This window comes from Spirosoma spitsbergense DSM 19989 (genome assembly GCF_000374085.1).
Classification (GTDB): domain Bacteria; phylum Bacteroidota; class Bacteroidia; order Cytophagales; family Spirosomataceae; genus Spirosoma; species Spirosoma spitsbergense.
Genome location: NZ_KB893499.1, coordinates 81,463 through 99,525, shown reverse-complemented (window position 1 = coordinate 99,525; position 18,063 = coordinate 81,463). Strand labels below are relative to the sequence as shown.

Annotated in this window: 14 protein-coding genes; 7 read left to right on the top strand and 7 right to left on the bottom strand. The window is 51.2% G+C overall.

Annotation, left to right across the window (positions count from 1 at the left end; genetic code table 11):
* Positions 1-56: 56 nt before the first annotated feature.
* The 4 genes from B157_RS0111845 to B157_RS0111830 all read right to left on the bottom strand — a co-directional run bounded on the left by B157_RS0111845 (position 57) and on the right by B157_RS0111830 (position 7,804).
* The gene (locus B157_RS0111845; RefSeq protein ID WP_020603542.1) at positions 57-2,327 is read right to left on the bottom strand and encodes an NADP-dependent malic enzyme; all 2,271 of its coding nucleotides are present in this window, start codon (positions 2,325-2,327) and stop codon (positions 57-59) included.
* Between the two features lie 253 nt (positions 2,328-2,580).
* Positions 2,581-6,129 carry a reprolysin-like metallopeptidase gene (locus B157_RS36825; protein WP_084761801.1) on the bottom strand — a complete coding sequence of 1,183 codons (3,549 nt, stop codon included), beginning with the start codon at positions 6,127-6,129 and terminating at the stop codon, positions 2,581-2,583.
* Positions 6,130-6,315: 186 nt separating this feature from the next.
* Entirely contained in the window at positions 6,316-7,347 is a 1,032-nt protein-coding gene (locus B157_RS0111835) for a hypothetical protein (RefSeq protein ID WP_157618404.1), read from the bottom strand.
* A 40-nt stretch (positions 7,348-7,387) separates the two neighbouring features.
* A complete protein-coding gene (locus B157_RS0111830; protein WP_020603539.1) occupies positions 7,388-7,804 on the bottom strand; it encodes a hotdog fold thioesterase in 417 nt (138 codons plus the stop codon).
* A gap of 164 nt (positions 7,805-7,968) precedes the next feature.
* Here B157_RS0111830 and B157_RS0111825 point away from each other — a divergent pair, with 164 nt between their 5' ends.
* The 6 genes from B157_RS0111825 to B157_RS0111800 all read left to right on the top strand — a co-directional run bounded on the left by B157_RS0111825 (position 7,969) and on the right by B157_RS0111800 (position 13,413).
* Positions 7,969-8,604 carry a histidine phosphatase family protein gene (locus B157_RS0111825; protein WP_026308646.1) on the top strand — a complete coding sequence of 212 codons (636 nt, stop codon included), beginning with the start codon at positions 7,969-7,971 and terminating at the stop codon, positions 8,602-8,604.
* 141 nt (positions 8,605-8,745) lie between these two features.
* The gene (locus B157_RS0111820; RefSeq protein ID WP_020603537.1) at positions 8,746-9,813 is read left to right on the top strand and encodes a sensor histidine kinase; all 1,068 of its coding nucleotides are present in this window, start codon (positions 8,746-8,748) and stop codon (positions 9,811-9,813) included.
* Positions 9,814-9,906: 93 nt separating this feature from the next.
* Complete coding sequence (locus B157_RS0111815) at positions 9,907-10,641, top strand: LytR/AlgR family response regulator transcription factor (protein ID WP_020603536.1); 735 nt, start codon at positions 9,907-9,909, stop codon at positions 10,639-10,641.
* A gap of 86 nt (positions 10,642-10,727) precedes the next feature.
* A complete protein-coding gene (locus tag B157_RS0111810; protein ID WP_026308645.1) occupies positions 10,728-11,525 on the top strand; it encodes a DUF3298 and DUF4163 domain-containing protein in 798 nt (265 codons plus the stop codon).
* Positions 11,526-11,587: 62 nt separating this feature from the next.
* Positions 11,588-13,126, top strand: a complete 1,539-nt coding sequence (locus B157_RS0111805) for a hypothetical protein (RefSeq protein ID WP_020603534.1) — start codon at positions 11,588-11,590, stop codon at positions 13,124-13,126.
* The gene (locus tag B157_RS0111800; RefSeq protein ID WP_020603533.1) at positions 13,123-13,413 is read left to right on the top strand and encodes a hypothetical protein; all 291 of its coding nucleotides are present in this window, start codon (positions 13,123-13,125) and stop codon (positions 13,411-13,413) included. The genes B157_RS0111805 and B157_RS0111800 overlap by 4 nt, the downstream gene beginning before the upstream one ends.
* A 63-nt stretch (positions 13,414-13,476) precedes the next feature.
* Here B157_RS0111800 and ald read toward each other — a convergent pair whose 3' ends face one another.
* Positions 13,477-14,613, bottom strand: coding sequence for an alanine dehydrogenase (ald, locus tag B157_RS0111795; RefSeq protein WP_020603532.1), 1,137 nt, complete (start codon positions 14,611-14,613; stop codon positions 13,477-13,479).
* Positions 14,614-14,787: 174 nt separating this feature from the next.
* On the opposite strand from ald, the gene B157_RS0111790 reads away from it, so the two are divergent.
* On the top strand, positions 14,788-15,270 hold the full coding sequence (locus B157_RS0111790; RefSeq protein ID WP_020603531.1) for an Lrp/AsnC family transcriptional regulator: 483 nt from the start codon (positions 14,788-14,790) through the stop codon (positions 15,268-15,270).
* An 88-nt stretch (positions 15,271-15,358) separates the two neighbouring features.
* Here the strand turns inward: B157_RS0111790 and B157_RS0111785 are convergent, their stop codons facing one another.
* Together B157_RS0111785 and B157_RS0111780 are read right to left on the bottom strand one after the other, a co-directional pair.
* Complete coding sequence (locus B157_RS0111785; protein ID WP_020603530.1) at positions 15,359-16,198, bottom strand: N-acetylmuramoyl-L-alanine amidase-like domain-containing protein; 840 nt, start codon at positions 16,196-16,198, stop codon at positions 15,359-15,361.
* Between the two features lie 46 nt (positions 16,199-16,244).
* A complete protein-coding gene (locus tag B157_RS0111780) occupies positions 16,245-18,002 on the bottom strand; it encodes an alpha-amylase family protein (RefSeq protein ID WP_020603529.1) in 1,758 nt (585 codons plus the stop codon).
* Positions 18,003-18,063 lie beyond the last annotated feature (61 nt).

Below are 18,063 nucleotides of genomic sequence, written 5' to 3'. Positions count from 1 at the left end.
TTCTCATCGCACCGGCGGACCGGTTCTCGCTCCTAATACTAACTCCTTAAAAAAACTTATTTCCCCTGTGCTTCCACCACCGCAATGGCGACCATGTTGACGATTTCGCGTTCCGACGAACCCAGCTGTAACACATACACCGGTCGGCGGATACCCAGCAGAATGGGGCCAATGGTATCGAAACCGGCGGCTTCACTCATGAGGTTATACGCGATGTTGGCTGCCGACAGATTGGGGAAAATGAGTGTGTTGGCTCCTTCGCCTACTAACTTGCTGAACGGGTGATTCTGTTGCAGTAGTTCGGTATTGAACGCCAGGTGAGCCTGAATTTCGCCGTCTACAATCATATCGGGGTGTTTCTGCTGCAAGATCTCAACGGCCCGGTTCATCTTCTCCGCATCATCACCCTGGGCACTACCGAAGTTGGAATACGTGACCAGCGCGATACGAGGCTTGATGTTGAATCGCTCCACCGTTTGGGCGGTCAGTTCGGTTATCTCGACAATTTCCTCGGCGGTAGGATTGAAATTAACCGTTGTGTCGGAGAAAAACAGGGGACCTCGTTTGGTGAGCAGAATGTACATCCCGGCCACTTTTTTAACGCCCGGTTCTTTGCCAATAATTTGCAGGGCTGGCCGGATGGTATCGGGATAACTACGCGTCAAACCTGAAATAAGCGCATCGGCTTCACCCGTTTCCACCATCATCGCCCCGAAGTAGTTACGGACGTACATCAGTTTTCGGGCTTCGGTGGCGTTGACACCCTTTCGCTTACGCCTGTCGAAATATAAGTCGGTAAACCGATCAATCAGGTGCTGCTGTTCGGGGGCGCGTATGTCAATGATTTGTACATTATGCCCCAAGTCGAGGTTGTTTTCCTCGATAAGCTTTTCAATTTTAGCCCGCTCACCCAGGAGGATGGGGAAAGCAATGCCTTCATCCCGAACCTGTTGGGCGGCTTTCAGGACTTTCAGGTTTTCGGCATCGGCAAAAACAACCCGCTTCGGATTAGCTTTGGCTTTGGTCAGAATAACCCGCGAAATCTGATTGTCCTGCCCCAGTCGGCGGGCCAGTTGCTGCTCGTAAGCTTCCCAATCGCTGATGGGTAACCGCGCCACTTCCGACTCCATGGCGGCTTTAGCTACGGCTGGTGCTACCGTGATTAGCAGGCGTGGATCTACTGGTTTGGGTAGAATATAGGTTCGCCCAAAGAGCATGTTCGACTCGCCGTAGGCCAGGTTCACCAGGTCAGGAACGGGTTTCTTCGCCAAATCGGCCAGGGCGTACGTGGCCGCCAGTTTCATGGCTTCGTTGATTTCGGTAGCCCGAACATCCAGCGCTCCCCGGAAAATGTAGGGGAATCCAAGTACGTTGTTGACCTGGTTCGGGTAGTCGGACCGGCCGGTAGCCATGATAATATCGGGCCGGGCGGCCATCGCATCATCGTAGCTGATCTCCGGATTTGGATTGGCCATAGCGAACACAATCGCATCCCTGGCCATGAGCCGAATCATATCCTGACTCACAATTCCGCCCTTCGACAAACCAACAAATACATCCGCGCCGGCAAAGGCATCATTCAGGGAGGTAATAGCCCGGCTGGTAGCGAAGGGGCGCATCAACTCGTCCAGGTCGGTACGGCTGGTTGTGAGTGGTCCGTTCACGTCGAACATCACTATGTTTTCCCGTTTCGCCCCCAGGGCTACGTACTGGCGGGCGCAGGAAATAGCGGCAGCTCCGGCACCCAGAATAACAAACTGAGCCGTTTCCATTTTCTTATTAACCAGTTCCAGCGCGTTGAGCAGAGCGGCTCCGCTCACGATAGCCGTGCCGTGCTGGTCGTCGTGCATGACCGGAATGTTCATTTGCTTCTTAAGCCGCTCCTCAATCTCGAAGCATTCCGGTGCTTTGATATCTTCCAGATTGACCCCCCCAAACGTGGGTTCCAGAATTTTGACCGTACGCACAAACTCGTCGATGTTGGTCGTATCCAGCTCCAGGTCAAATACATCAATGTCGGAGTAAATCTTGAAGAGCAGTCCTTTTCCTTCCATCACGGGCTTGCTGGCTCCCGGACCAATGTTACCCAGCCCCAGCACGGCGGTTCCGTTGCTGATAACGGCCACCAGATTGCCCTTGGCGGTGTATTTGAAGGCATCGTCCGGGTTGGCTTCAATGGCCAGACAGGGCTCGGCTACCCCCGGCGAATAGGCCAGCGAAAGGTCGCGCTGGGTGCTGTATTCCTTACTGGGAATGACTTCAAGTTTGCCGGGACGACCCTTGGCGTGATAATCGAGGGCATCTTCGCGCCGGATTTTCTGAATCATAGATCGGTGGTCGCGGACGAGTTGTTGCCCGTAACCGGAGGGCGAAGGTACGGAAAATCTTAGCCGGGTGGCATATTAATCTCCCCTGGACCCGCTGGGTTAGTTCAGGAAGCCTCAGTCCGGTAGGGGGGTGCTATAAATAGTAATGGTGACGTAAGTGTGCCCTGGCTGAACGATGGGGAAACAACAACAGGTCCTGTCTCTCAAAGAAACAGGACCTGTTGTATTTAATGCTACTTACTGGTTTAAGCCTTTAAGGTTTTACTAATCTAACCAGCTGTTGCTGGGTAGTCGTACTAACCTGTAGGAGTAGAACACCTTTGCCTGAGCCGAGGGGTACACTCACCCGTTCCCTGAAAGTGGCCTCGCCAACACGTTGCTGATGTAGCAACCGGCCCTGTAGGTCAATGAGCATTACCTGAACAGATTGTCCGGCTACACCGCTAATTTCGACTTCAGCCATTCGATTCTCCACCGGATTGCCTAACACCCGAACCTGTAGCCCGATACCCTCCTGAGAACTTCCCTGCCGGGCGCTTGCACTGTTGGTACAGGCCGCCAGCCAGTTGTAGGGGTATGTAGCCTGATTGGCCAGCTGTTTCGCCACCAGCGTAATGGTTGGATTATCGGTGTAAACCCGCAGCGAGTAAGGGCCCGGAGCCGTGGTAGGCAGCATCTCGTTGGCTACTGAGAAACTGATAGGGTCGGTCGTGGCCCCGCTGTACTGGGGGGTGAAGCTAAGCATGCGCTCACCGGCAGAGATGGTCTGACAGCTTACCATCGTCACACCCGTGATAGAAAAGGTACCCGTTGGTGTAGGCGGTGTTGGGGTGCCACAGGCCGCTAGCCAGTTGTAGGGGTATGTAGCCTGGTTCGCCAGCTGTTTCGCCACCAGCGTAATGGTTGGGTTGTCGGTGTAAACCCGCAGCGAGTAGGGCCCTGGAGCCGTGGTAGGCAGCATCTCGTTGGCTACTGAGAAACTGATGGGGTCGGTCGTGGCCCCGCTGTACTGGGGGGTGAAGCTAAGCATGCGCTCACCGGCAGAGATGGTCTGACAGCTCATCATCGTCACACCCGTAATAGAAAAAGTACCCGTTGGTGGAGTATCGTTATCCCGAATGGTGATCGTTGCCGTCGTCTCATTCGGATCTGGATCATAATCAGCCTCATCAATGAGGGTTACAATGACCGTTTCGTCGCCTTCGTATACGTCGTCCTCAATAGGATCAACTTCCACGAGTACTTCCGACTGTCCATCCACAAAAGTAGCTGAACCAGGCAGGCCAACGTAGTCGTCGCCACCGGTTGCCGTTCCTCCTACCTCGTAGTGGATGACCAGTACTCCCCTGGTATCATTACGCTGGAAACGCAAAATGCCGGGGTCAAAATCGGATTGGGCATTTTCAGCAACCCGTAGTCTAGCCCGTAAACCAGCCGATTGCGCAGTGGGAGCGGGGGCGGTGCCTTCGCCGGCAATGGGATCAGGGCTATCCGTACTGATAATCGGAACCGCTGGCGCGTTAACCGTTACGGATACCGTAGCCGTAACGGTCTGGTTGGTAGGCGCTGTAGCATCCGTAACGGTTACGGTTAAGGACTGTATCCCTGCTGGTAAGCCTGATACGGTGGCGGTATTACCCGTTGGCGCGATGGTGCCCGGTCCACTAAACGCATACGTATAAGGACCAGTACCACCCGATGCCGTTGCCGACAGCGATGTGTTGTCCGTTGTCAACAACGTGGTTGGGTTGGCCGTCAGGTTAGCTACCAGTACAGCTGGAACGGGGGCGGTTATCGAAAAGTTAGCGTTCGATATGTCAAAGAAAACATTGTTGCTGCTGCTCACCTTAATCCGCGCTTTACTGGTCAATACTTCGGGAAGTATAACCGGCTCACTCCCGTCATTTGGTGTGTTGGCCAGTAGGGTAGTGGGAAATGTCAGACCGCCATCCGTGGATAACAGGATGTTGACATTGGCGCAACTGACTGGTGGAGCCGTTGTGTTGTTGACACTCCAGGTTATGGTTTGAGTAGAATTGCCCGGATACGAACCCGATAGATTGGTCGTTTCCAGAAATGGTCCCGAATTGCCATCAACCGTTACCGTAACGGTCTGGTAAGAAAGGCCGCCTACATTATCGCGTACGGTCAGCCGGTGCGTAGTAGCAATCCCCACCGATGGTAACTTGTCGCCTTTTGCGTAGTTAGTACCATCCAGAATGGCCGATAGGCGTGGAAAGACCCGGGTGCCGGAATTTACAGGAGGATAACTCCGGAAAAAAGGCGGCATGGCCATGTTGGACAGCGTAGTGGCATCAGGCACGACCGTACCCACATTGGTACCCTCCCAGGAGTAACTGAGTACATCATTGGCATCGGCGTCGGTGGCTGTTCCGGCTAGTTCGAAGGGCGTTGATTTAGGGATGTTGGTGTTGGCAGGAAATGTACCAATCACCGGAACGGCGTTAGCCAGCGTTGTTGCTGAGAAACAGGTAAGCGTGCTGATATACGCAGCCGCCTGGCTGTAGCTAACGGTGTGAAAATTGAGAAAAGGCTGATAGGCAGGGGTTTCGTAGTTATCATTGCCCGTGGCGTTATCACAGGTATAGCCGTAGCTCATGATGGTTGTACCGGCACCAGGTTCTACGGACGTGTTGGCTTCACGCGTTGTACAAACCGGGAGGCTGCTGTTGAACGTATGGCTCATGCCGAACTGATGCCCAACTTCGTGACTAATTAACTGGTCGTCGAAAACAGCGGCAAAAGAGCCGTCGCCTACACCGGAAACACCCTGTGCTTTGACGTCATCTTTACAAACGGACGGCGACACAGCTACGCCCCCTCCTGAACCACCAGCGGTGCCCAGGATATGGCCAACATCGTAGTTAGCCGCTCCAATTGTATTTGTAAGATTCGCCTGGTTTTCATCCAGCATTTTTCCCTGGTCGGCATTCGTGTACGGGTCTGTGTTGGCATCGGGATACACCAGGTTGGTGCCACTCACAAGCGTAAAGGCCACACTCAGTTCAACCCGGTACACCGCGTTCATCCGGTTTACGTAGGCTACCAGTGCGTTGAAGGCGTTGGTGACGTTTCCGCCCCCCTTTTGCTGCGTAAACTCCCCGGTTGCTGCCATTGCTAGCCGAAAGGTTCGCAGGGTAGTACCAGTATTATTCTGAGCTGCTCTGAGTCGACTTTGGTTAATCAATGGTTCGTCTTTACTATCCACCATTGGGCCATTGCTGCCACACTTACCGGATGCGTTGGATGGCCTTGCCGTATCGGACTTTTTGGCGTCCCGGGCAAAGTACGTTACATAAACCTGGTCAGCAGGGTCGGCTACCGCTTTGGTGTAATAAACCGCATCGTTGTCGACCCCCAGAATAATGGCGTCAAAGCCGCTATTCGTAAAGCTCAGCCGAATTGTGTAGCTACGATGAACAAGACCCGTTCCCGTATACGTTTTAATGTCGGGGTGGGCAGCGGCTACCGCAGGGGACAGGATTGGCGATTCGCTCATCGCAAACGTTTCTACAGTACCATCAGGCAGGGGGATATCCAGCTGTAAGGGGGTAGATCGACGCTGAAATTCGAGCGGAGCCTTCGCCAGATAGTTGCGTAACTCCGTTGTTTTGAGTTTATAGAGCGTGTACTTCTGAATAGTAGCGGCCAGGGGAGCTGCAGTGCGAAGCTGCCCTGTGGCAACAGGTTCGAAAAAAGTGTTCTGCGCCTTCACCATGAACGAAATCATGGTTAGAAGGAGTCCCGTAAGACTTATTCTTACGTAGAATTTTAGGTGCATATACAAGTTTGTTTGTAGTGAAGTTGTAAAGGTAGTTATAAACTATAATGCGTAAGTTGTATACACAGTATTTCTACTTATGCATTATCTACTATGGCTCCCGAAAGGCAGCCAGTTACCTATAGTTATTACTCATCAGCCAGAGTCGGTACGTACCTCTATATACGCTGTTGTAAAGTAGTGCCATCAACTCGCCCGAATCAATGGCTGTTGCTCCACCCAAACCCAGCAACTACCGCAGAACACGAGCAGCATACCAAAGAAAAGCAGCCATCTATAGGGATGGGTACGGGTTGGCTCCCGAACCGGCTGGCTGGTGCTCAGGTTGATGTCAGTTCCCTGACGAATGCCGAAAACTTCGATCCGTTTGTAGTCGATGTATTTATCGCCAAACGTAAGCGACTGGGTTTTGAGCAGCTTCTTCTGGATATCACTCTCCCGCAGCAGCAGCGTTACGGGCCGGTTCGGGCGGATGTACCGGAGCAGAAACTGGATATCCTGATCAAAATCCTGCCGGCTGGCGTAAAACCAGAGGTCGGGCCAGCGGTTGAGCCGAAACGAAACGCCTTTGAAATTACTTTTCGCTTCCACTGCCCGTACTTCGTCAAGCTGCGCAGTAAATGACCCTAGCGGAGCGGGGTTCTTCCCCGATGGATTGTGCGCTACGAAGCCAAACACAATACTGGCAATAATCACCAGTGACAGACCACCCAGAAACCACCTAAATTGCGTTCGCTCGGTTTGGGTAATGACCCGGCGGTAGGGTACCGGCCGGGCCGACTGCGTCAGTTGGGCTTTCAGGTAAGGATAGTCCTGGAACACATTGGAGCGGAGCATAAACCAGTTGGTCGGCATGTACAGCGTCAGCTCATCATACGCGGAAGAACGATCAAACTGGCGTCGCTCGTTGTACGACATGATGGCGCTGTACGGGTAATAAACAGCCCGACTTCCCCATTTCTTTATCGTAAAGCCCGTTTCGCCTAGTTCAATTGAAACGGTTTGTGGCTTCATCTCGAGCAGAACAATAACCCCTACAAAGCCGATGCCCAGCACCCAGAAAATGGGCAGTATCGACAGGTCGGGGTAGCGCGCATCACTGAACGCGATACCAGCAGGAATGATTACCAGCGCTATGATTGCCAGCAGTGTTCCGGCCGTTTGCCACAACATACGGGTACGGCTCATGGTGAACACACTTCTTTGCTGATGATTCATCGACGAAACAGTTTCTGTATAACAGGTCGAATGGATCAACTCACTGACTAATAATGGCAATCGTCAACCGGCTCACGCACACCAGTTTGCCGCCTTCGTCGGTAATTCGGATGTCCCAAACCTGAGTGGTGCGGCCCGTATGGATGGGGGTGCAGCGACCGTAGACCCAGCCTTCCCGAACGGAGCGAATGTGATTGGCATTAATTTCCAGCCCCACGGCACGTTGGGTTGAGGGGTCGTCCAGCAGCATCCAGGAGGCTACACTGCCCAGCGTTTCGGCCAGCACCACCGATGCCCCACCGTGCAGAATACCGAATGGTTGCCGCGTGCGGTTATCAACGGGCATTCGGGCAGTCAGGTAGCCCTCTCCGGCTTCCATGAACTCAATTCCGAGGTGCTTGCCCAGGGAATCGGTATGAATAAAATCAAGCGCATTTAGGTCGAAGCCTGCTTTCATTGTCGTTTTTGGTTTGGAGATTAACGTTTCGGGTGAGGTTGACAAACGAGTTGTCGGCTTATGACAACACCGAAACTTAGCCTTTGAAACAGGTTAATGAACCGTTTTTGTGTAATTTTACGGGCCAATTTTGGGAAAAATTATCGGTTAGCAAAGGAATAGGTTTGATACAAAAAACAATATATCTGATTCGCCACGGCGAAACGGATTACAACAGGCGGGGAGTCGTGCAGGGAAGCGGGGTAGATTCAGACCTTAACGACATGGGACAGGCGCAGGCACAAGCCTTTTTCCAGGCCTACCAGCACGTACCCTTCAGCAAAATTTATATTTCCGGATTGAAACGTACGCACCAGACCGCCCAGCCATTCATTGACCTGGGCATACCGTACGAAAAACTGACCGGGCTAAACGAAATTTGCTGGGGCGTGATGGAAGGTAAAATTCCCGGTAATCTGGATAATGAATATTACCGGGACCTGATCGAAGCCTGGTCGTCGGGGGACACGGCCAAAACCACGGATCAGGGGGAAAGCCCCGACGAGGTAGCCGCCCGGCAAAAAATAGCCCTGGATGTTATTCTCTCGCACCCGGAAGAAGAAACCATTCTGGTAGCCATGCACGGTAGGGCCATGCGTATTCTACTCTGCTGGCTTACTAACAGGCCTTTATCTGATATGGATCAGTTCGAGCATAGTAACCTGTGCCTGTACAAAATCGGCTATCAGTACGAGTCATCCCGGTTTACGGTTGAACAGGCCAATGATACAGCTCACCTGCTGTCACTGGCACTGATGTAGTAATCTGTCTGGTTACCAGTCAACAGTCCCATATGTCCGGTAATACCTCTATTTATCCATTCGTTAATGGATGAACTGGTTTGCCGGCTGAAGCCCGTATATTCGTCTGGTTACTGCTGATAGGTGGCTGAGAAAAGGTGTATGTCAAAGCAGAAAATATACTGGTTCTGTCAGATTTTTGGCTGGTCGCTCCTTCTTGCGGTGGAGTACGTGGGCTATTTGTTTGAGGATGGCTTTGACGTTGACGTGCTTTACCTGGCCATTGCCAATATTTTTCTGGGAATTACCCTCACTCACCTCTATCGACTAATGATTCGTCGGTGGAACTGGGTACGGCTTCCCTTCTTTCAGATAGCACCCCGCGTGCTGCTTTCCATTCTGGTGCTGGCCCTGATTATGACGATGGTCAACATGCCCATCGATAAGATTATTGTACCGCAGCACCTGGTTGGCGAACCCTTTCTGTTTTTTGGCTACATATTGAACTGGGGTAAAAGTATGCTGGCCTGGGTGCTTACCTATACCGCCTACCATTATGTAGAGCAGAATAGAAACGCCGAAATTGAGAAGATACTCCTCAAAACCAGCATCCGCGAAACAGAGGCTAAGGTGTTGCGCTCCCAGTTAAATCCTCATTTTGTATTCAACGCCCTGAACAGTATTCGGGCACTGGTGCACGAAAACCCCGTTAAGGCCCAGCAAAGTATTACGCAACTGTCCAATTTACTGCGAAATTCGCTGCTGGCCGACCGCCGAAAAACGGTTGAATTACGGGAAGAAATTAAAACGGTAGAAGACTATCTGGCACTGGAAAAGGTCCGGTATGAAGACCGGCTAACCTCGTATATCGATATCGACGGGCGAACCCTGTTCTGGCAGGTTCCTCCCATGATGCTGCAAACGCTGGTCGAAAATGCCATCAAGCACGGGGTGTCCACCGCCATTAAGGGGGGATTCGTGGAAGTACACAGCAGCATCAGTACCGACAAACTACATATCGTTATCCGAAATACCGGTGTGCTGGGCGATAAAGAAGCATCGGGCGGCTTTGGACTGGCCAACACCGCCCAGCGGCTCGAACTGCTCTACGGACCGGATGCCCATTTTCAGATTTTTCAGGAAGACGAAGCTATCGTATGTGCCGACATATTGATTCCCGCCCAATCGGAGGGCATGTTCCGAAAATCAGTCAGTCAGTTAGAGCGTTAGTCAGTTAATACTGGCTCATCGTACCCAACTGATCGACTCCTCAATTAACTCACCACAATTTACCAGCTAATTAGCTGAACAACTGACTTTTACATGAAAACCCTTATCATTGACGATGAGCGCCTGGCTCGTAATGAACTACGTCGGCTACTCGAAAACTTCCCCAAAATTCAGATTATTGGCGAAGCGGCCAATGCTGATGAGGCATTGGGAATGATTGATGAACTGGAGCCGGAACTCCTGTTTTTGGATATTCAGATGCCGGGTAAAAACGGCTTTGAGTTGCTTCAGTCTATTGAAGGCAAAACTCCTGAAGTAATTTTTACAACGGCTTTTGATGAATACGCCATCAAAGCCTTCGAGTTCAATGCGCTCGATTACCTGCTCAAACCCATCGAACTGGCCCGGCTGTCGGAAGCCATTCTCCGGGTTGAGGAAGAACAGCACATTCCCGAAAATGCGGGGTCATTTCCAGGAACTTCCTCAAAGGTTCTGGGCGAAAACGATCAGGTATTCGTGAAGGATGGGGAAAAATGCTGGTTCGTCAAACTGGGAAAAGTTCGGTTGTTTGAATCCATGGGTAATTACGTCCGGCTCTATTTCGATGATCAGAAACCACTGGTCCTGAAATCGTTAAACGCTCTTGAAGACCGGCTCAACCCCAGCACTTTTTTTCGGGCTAACCGCAAACACATCATCAACCTGCAATGGATTGAAAAAATTGAACCCTGGTTTAGCGGGGGGCTGCTGGTAACATTACGTGGGGGCGACAAGATTGAAATTAGTCGGCGGCAGGCTATTCGGTTCAAAGATTTGCTAAGTTTGTAGCGAAGGATAATCGGATGAAATTGGGTAGTTAGCCAGTTGTTAACTCGTTTATACCTGACTTCCTCTTATTACCATATTTTATCGTTATGAAGTTCTGTTTTGTGCCGGTCTTTTTCGGTTTGTTGAGTTTTTTGTCAGCCTGTCATTTAACGCAGTCGGGTCCTCCATCCTTAGTACGACAACAATACACTTTTGGCGGAGCAACGCGCTGCGACAGTACCAGTAATACCGGTGTTGATGTATCCGTATCTTATATGTTGCTGAAGGATGATACCGAAGGTGCCCGAAAAATTAATGATAGTCTCCACCTGATAGCCGTTAACAGCCTGACCGGCTGGCTCGATAGTACAACGGTGGCCAATAATCCTGACGCGAAAACTAACCTGAACAAGGCCGCTTCCCTGTTTGCGCTGGATTATGAAGCGGTGCGGAAAGATATGGGAAGCCTGAGCGGCTGCTGGCAACTGGAGACCAGAGCTGATACCGTTCATTCAAGCGCGAAAGCCCTGACCGTAAAGGTTGAAACGTATGCTTATATGGGTGGTGCTCACCCCAACTCAAGCCTGAGTTTTTATACGTTTGATCGAAAAACAGGAAGGCTGCTGACGCTGGACGATATGGTTGAGGATACCACGGCCCTGCTTGGCCTATTAGAGCAAGCCTTCCGGCAACAGCAGAAAATAGAGCCGAATGCCAACCTGGAGGAAGAAGGGTATTTTCTGCGCGACGGTCATTTCTTTCTACCTGATAACGTTGGTACGACCCGCAATGGCCTGATTTTCTATTACAATCCGTACGAAATAGCCGCTTACGCTGTAGGACCGGTTCAGGTCACGATTCCGTACGAAAAACTAAATGGCATTCTGCGCGAGCAATGGTTGTAAACAGAATTTTGCCGGGTATGAATTGCTAAAGCTACTGGCAAACGGCCCACTGTTAGTATGTTATGAAATCACGCTGGATTGTTCCGGTTGCCACGAGCAGCCTGATACTACTCTTATTTTTCTGCTTCAAAATTGCCCGGTTCAATGCGTTGTATTATACCTACAACGACATGTACATTTTTCTCCAGGCATCGTGCAGCTGGCTGGATGGCAGGCCGCTGCTCTATGAAAATATCTGGGGCTACGACGACCGGATTCATAACAATTATGCCATGTTACTCTGGGGGCCACTTATCTACCTAAGTGGCGCCTACGGTGCTTTTGCCGTCCAGGTGGGTCTGTTAGCCTTGAGTTACGGGTTACTATTACGTCAGCTTAGCCGGCAAATGGCTTCCTGGGCTGTCTGGGCCGCGTTGAGCGTATTATTGCTGGGCCCTGTCTGGTTTTGGCTCAATGACCACCCCGGCATTGGCTGGCATCCTGAACTGACCTATTTCCCGCTATCGATTCTTTTTTTTCTGGCCTTATACACTCATCAGTCAACCTGGTTCTGGGTAACGGGTGCGCTGATTGTACTGGTAAAAGAAGATGGCGCTTTGCTGGCAGGGGCTATTCACCTGGCTTTCCTGTGTCTTCAGTATCTGGCTACCAACCGTGAGCGTAGTATTTTTGGCATACTCACCAAGCCCGTATTCTGGCGGGTGCTGGGTGGCTGGGCGGCTGTTTTTATAGCAGGAATGGTTTTTCTGTCGTACAAAAATCACTCGGCTGAGCCTGAGCCCAGGCTTCAGCAAGCCCTTGATGCTATCGGCAGCGGGCTACATGATCCAACGTTTATTCGGACCAACTTACGCTTGCTGGGGCAAACGGTCCTGCTATTACTGCCTTCTATTGGCTTATTGGTTTATGGCCTGTTTCGAACTGGCTGGCAGCAAACAGGAGGAGTCCTGTTGATCTATGCAGTGGCTCAACTGGCGCTGTTACTCTCCAACTGGGTACAGGGGGGGACTTATTACGGGACCAACGCTTTGTTTGACCTCGTGTCGCTTACGTGGCCACCCCGGTTTGTGCTGGTTTATGCGTTTTCGGTGGTGTACACGTTGCTGGTGTGGCTTATACTGGGTGTTGGCAGGAAGGAGGTACCCGGCAGGCAATGGATTCCGGTCTGTTTGGTACTCGTGGTTGTACAACTCCCCCTCGTTCAGTATGCCCGGCCCGATTTTCGGTTGTTTGCCAGTCTCCATGCTATCGTGACGCACCGGTACGATCCCGAAAAAGAATCCTTGTTACCGGCTTCGGACGTGGCCGTTGTTCAAAAACTGGCCCACGGTATTCCCGCACGCTCAAATGTGTTTGTATTTGATTACCTGATTCCGTTTTTCCACAAGCATTATAATATCTGGCCTACCGAAAAGCAGTGGGAAAAAGCTGATCTAGCCATTATCCCGAACAACGATTTTCAGAAACTGTCCGAACGACTGCCCCGCGTAATGAAGCAGCCTTACCGGGCCGTGCGTCTGAATACCTATACGGTCTATGTGACCCCGGCTTATGAATCGTACCTGAAAAAGGCTTTACCCGAAACACCCAGCTTGAAATGACTATTGACCAGTTTAAAACTACCCTGTCGCAGGCCGAACCCCCAGCAGATATCCACCCGGTTTTACAGGGACTTTGGTATGATGCCAGCGGCAATTGGGAAGCCGCCCACAATGTGGCTCAAAGTCAGGAAGGTACTCAGCCCTACGACCGGCTGCATGCCTACCTGCACCGAAAAGAAGGGGATCGGTTCAACGCTAACTACTGGTATCGTCGGGCGGGAGAATCCTATTTCGATGGCTCGCTGGACGAGGAATGGGATCTTCTGGTAGCGAAGTTGTTGAGTTGAGGTCAAAAAAAGGCCATACTCCGAAAAGTATGGCCTGCGTCTGTCGATGAATAAGTAATATTGTTAATGCGTTAACGCTGACTCCTGAGTCAGTATGGAATTCACATCGGTTAATGGCAGACCGAAGGCATCGGCTACACCCTGATACACTACTTTACCTTCTACTACATTCAGTCCCAGTTTCAGGTCTGTGTTGTCGCGGCATGCCTGTTGCCAGCCTTTATTGGCTAATTGCAACGCATAAGGCAGGGTAGCATTGGTTAACGCCAGCGTACTGGTATAGGGAACTGCCCCCGGCATATTGGCTACGCAGTAATGCACGACACCATCAATGATGAACGTGGGGTCTTCGTGCGTAGTTGGCCGGCAGGTTTCGATACATCCGCCCTGATCCACGGCTACGTCGACCAACACCGTGCCAGGCCGCATCTCTTTCAGCATTTCACGGGTAATTAGGTGCGGGGCTTTGGCTCCCGGGATCAGTACTGCCCCGATAATCAGGTCGCAGATTTTGATCATGTCACGAATGTTATATTCGTTCGACATCATTGTTTGCACGTTGGGCGGCATAATGTCCGACAGGTAACGCAGCCGGGCCAGGCTTACGTCCATAATGGTAACCTGCGCCCCTAGTCCAGCGGCCATCTTGGCAGCTTGTGTACCAACAATACCACCGCCGAGCACGAGTACGTTAGCCGGTTTAACCCCCGGTACGCCACCTAATAGAATACCCCGACCTTTCATTGGTTTTTCGAGGTATTTGGCGCCTTCCTGAACCGCCATCCGACCGGCTACTTCCGACATTGGTACCAACAGGGGTAAACTACGGTCGGGCCGCTCAACGGTTTCGTAAGCCAGACAAATTGCTTTCTTAGCCAGCATGGCCTGGGTCAACTCCTCAGACGAAGCAAAGTGGAAATACGTAAAGAGAAGCTGGTTTTCCTTGATGAGGTCATACTCCGAACGGATCGGCTCTTTAACCTTCATGATCATCTCCGCGATGCCATAGATAGCCTCAATGGTGGGGAGCATTGTAGCACCGGCCGCAATGTACTCTTCGTCCTCAAAACCGCTGCCTGAACCTGCATTGACCTGTACATACACTGTATGGCCACGTTTCCGAAGTTCAGTAACGCCTGCAGGAGTTAACGCAACGCGATTTTCGTTATTTTTTATTTCGGTAGGAACTCCGATTACCATGAGCGATCAATTGATTTGGCCTACTAGTCTTGCTTCCAAACAAAGGTAGAGGGGCAATGTTGATTTTCTGATATCTATCAATATTTTAGAAAAAAAACCTTTACTATAGATTTATTATAGAAAATAGTTCTATTTTAAACGAATATTAGGGGTGAAAGACGTAAAAATGCCGTTATGGATAATCTGGACAATACCGACCGTAAAATACTGACCCTTCTCCAGCAAAATGCACTGATGACCATTCAGGAAATTGGGAAGCAGATCAACCTTTCTAAAACGCCTGTTCATGAGCGAATAAAGCGACTCGAACGGGAAGGGATCATTGACCGTTACGTGACGATTTTAAACAAAAAAAAACTGGGTAATCTGTTGATGGTTTACTGCCAGGTTACGCTCGACCGGCAAACCCGCGATGCTTTTGCCGCTTTTGAAACGGCCATTTGTGAACTGCCCGATGTGGTGGAGTGTAATCGGGTGTCGGGTACGTTCGATTACCTGCTCAAGATTGTCAGCCGTAATATGGAAACCTACAACCGCTTTTACCAGGAGCACCTGTCCGTTATTGCGGGTACGCTGCATATCAGCAGCTTTTTTGTGATGGCCGAAGTGAAAAACTCGACCATCGTGCCACTAGTACCACCAGGGCTGGAGAAATAAAACGATGGTGACCTGTCGTTTGTGGCTACCAAAGGGCTGGCATAGCAGGAATCACAAACGAAAAACCGCTCGTCTGCAAATAAGCACATTACTTCAACCGGGCCACCCGAATGCCCGACAGGTGTTTATGCCACAACAGGTAATCGCTTATGGGGTATTTCGTAATCACTACCGCACCCTGGTCGGAGGAGGCATGAAGAAGATGCATGCGCCCATCGGGTTGCCGAACGGCCAGGCCAACGTGCTTCATATCCAGACCAGGCCGGGCGGCCATCAGCATCACGATATCCCCGTCCTGAAGCTGCGTTTCGGCCTGCCGGATATTTTTTTTTGGTATAAAAGCGAATGACTGCTGACTCAGGGATGCTTCGGTTTGGGCCACCTGTTTGAAAATTGCCGGGTCGTGTAGCTGGGGATACCGGTACATCGACGTTGTCATGTAAGAAACGGCTTTCGCAACGGATATGCTCCCCGGTAAGTCATGGGTTACGTCCGTCAGGAGGCCGTTTCGTTCATTGTCGCGAAGCCAGTCCGAGAAATAATGCAGCCGACTGGCGTAGCCCTCAATTTGTCCGTCCCGATACCGAAGTCGGGTCAGATAATGGCGAAACGTCTCATCAAACAGAACCCTGTTCTGTTTATCGGATACAGCCTGCCAGGTTAATGAAAGGGCCAGTACGGTTTCCAGGTAGGTGGTGCAATCGAATTCCCGAACGTTAACCACCAGTTGTTCGGTGGGGTTTACGTCGAGCGTATGCGGAGTGTAAGGGTTACCGAGAAACTGTTTGCCGATTTTAATGGTCGTTTCGGCAAGCGTTTTGCCACCCACGAGGGTCAATGAGTTCAGGTTACTGGACAGAACAATTGCCTGAGCCTGTCCGGCTAGTGAAAACAGCAGCAAAAGGAGGGTAGTAAACAGTTTTTGCACAGGCACTTAGTTAGGATCTACACAAGTATAGTGACGAAGAGATCAGCTAAAAGTAGCTTTTTTTTTGCGATTTTATTTCAAATATCCGTACCGAACGGGGTGGTAGCTGAATCGGAACACCCGCCAGACCGGATGTCTCAATCCGGGTATCACTCATAAAAATATCATTGAACCAGTACGTTTGGGCAGCCTCTTTTTTCATAGCGCCGAAAGCGGCCTGGGGAATGGTAATAGTGGTACTGTACGTTTTATCACTGGAAAAATTGCAGACGATGAGCAACTGCTGCCGTTCGGTATAACGCAGGTAACTATATACCTGATGGGCATCGTACCCCGGGCCTTGCCCATTGTCATTCGCGTACTGTAAATCGTAAAAATAGCCATTCTGAATGGCATCGGAATTAGTGACGAGGTGGTTCAACTGCTGATAAAATGCCCGCAGACTGCGCTGATTATCGGTCAGGCCAGCCCCATCGTACCGGCCCTTATTGAGCCAGCCCTGCCAATCGGGTAATCCCCAGTAATCGAAAATAGTCGTGCGCCCGTCATCACCACTAAAGCCTTCAGCGCCTTCGGCGCACACGCCAATTTCCTGCCCAAAATACAGCAAAACTGGTCCTGTGTGCATGGTGGCGGTCAGGGTCATACCGGGTATGGCAGCCCAGGGGTCGTTGGTGAAGAAACGGGAAGCAATACGCTGTTCGTCGTGCGTTTCCAGAAACCGGAGCATGTGCTGGGCAAAATCGCCGGATTCGTGCTGCCACACACTGGTCAGCTCATAACAGGAACCATGCCCTTCCATGAGCCGCCGAACCGCATCGTACAGCCCTACTTTGTCGTAGAGGTAGTCGAAGCGGCCCTCAAAAATGAACGAACGGTATAGGCCCGGATCGTAGATTTCGGCAATAAAAATCAGTCGCGGGTAACGCTGTTTCACCCGGCCAATGGCCCAGTTCCAGAAAGCGACCGGCACCAGATGGGCCATGTCGCAACGGAACCCATCGACGCCTTTTTCGGCCCAGAACAGCAGAATATCAAGCATCTGATGCCAGGTGGCCGGAATGGGATTGAAGTGGGCGCTGCCGTCGAAAACATTGTAGCCGTAATTCAGCTTCACCGTTTCGTACCAGTCGTTAATGTCCGGGGTGGCTGTCAGGGAACCACTGCCCGTAACTTTGGCCGGAAACTCTTTCAGCTTCGGAACGGATGCGCTATCCGCATGATGATGGAGCGGATCCTGGTCAGGGCTGATAAATTGTTGCCCCGGCAAATAGTAGAAATTATTGGCGGACGAAAAGGCGAGGCTGGTATCGTCGTTCTGACCGAGGTCGGCAATGCCCGCCGGTTTGCTGTCGGACTGGTACTGACGGGCCACATGGTTCGGCACAAAATCGATGATCACTTTCAGGCCGTGGGAGTGTGTTCTGAGTACCAGCGCTTCAAACTCGGCCATGCGGTTGGGCACGTCGACAGCCAGATCGGGGTCGACATCGTAGTAGTCTTTTACGGCGTAAGGAGACCCTGCCCGCCCTTTCACTACGATTGGATCATCAGGACGGATGCCCTGGGCACTGTAATTGGTTTCGGTGGCGTGTTCAATAATACCGGTGAACCAGATGTGCGAGGCCCCAAATTGCCGGATTGCTTTCAGAGCCGCTTCATTAATGTCGTTGAATTTACCGACGCCATTTTCGTCGCGACTTCCGTAGGGTCGGTTAGTGGTGTTCTGATTACCAAACAGACGGGTGAAAATCTGGTAAATGATTAATTTGTCCATCGTCGGGACAACCGATTCCGTGTACATATGGGCAGATCAATTTAGGTTACAGTAGGATTTAAGTCACATCCTTGCAAAGCTAGGGTCT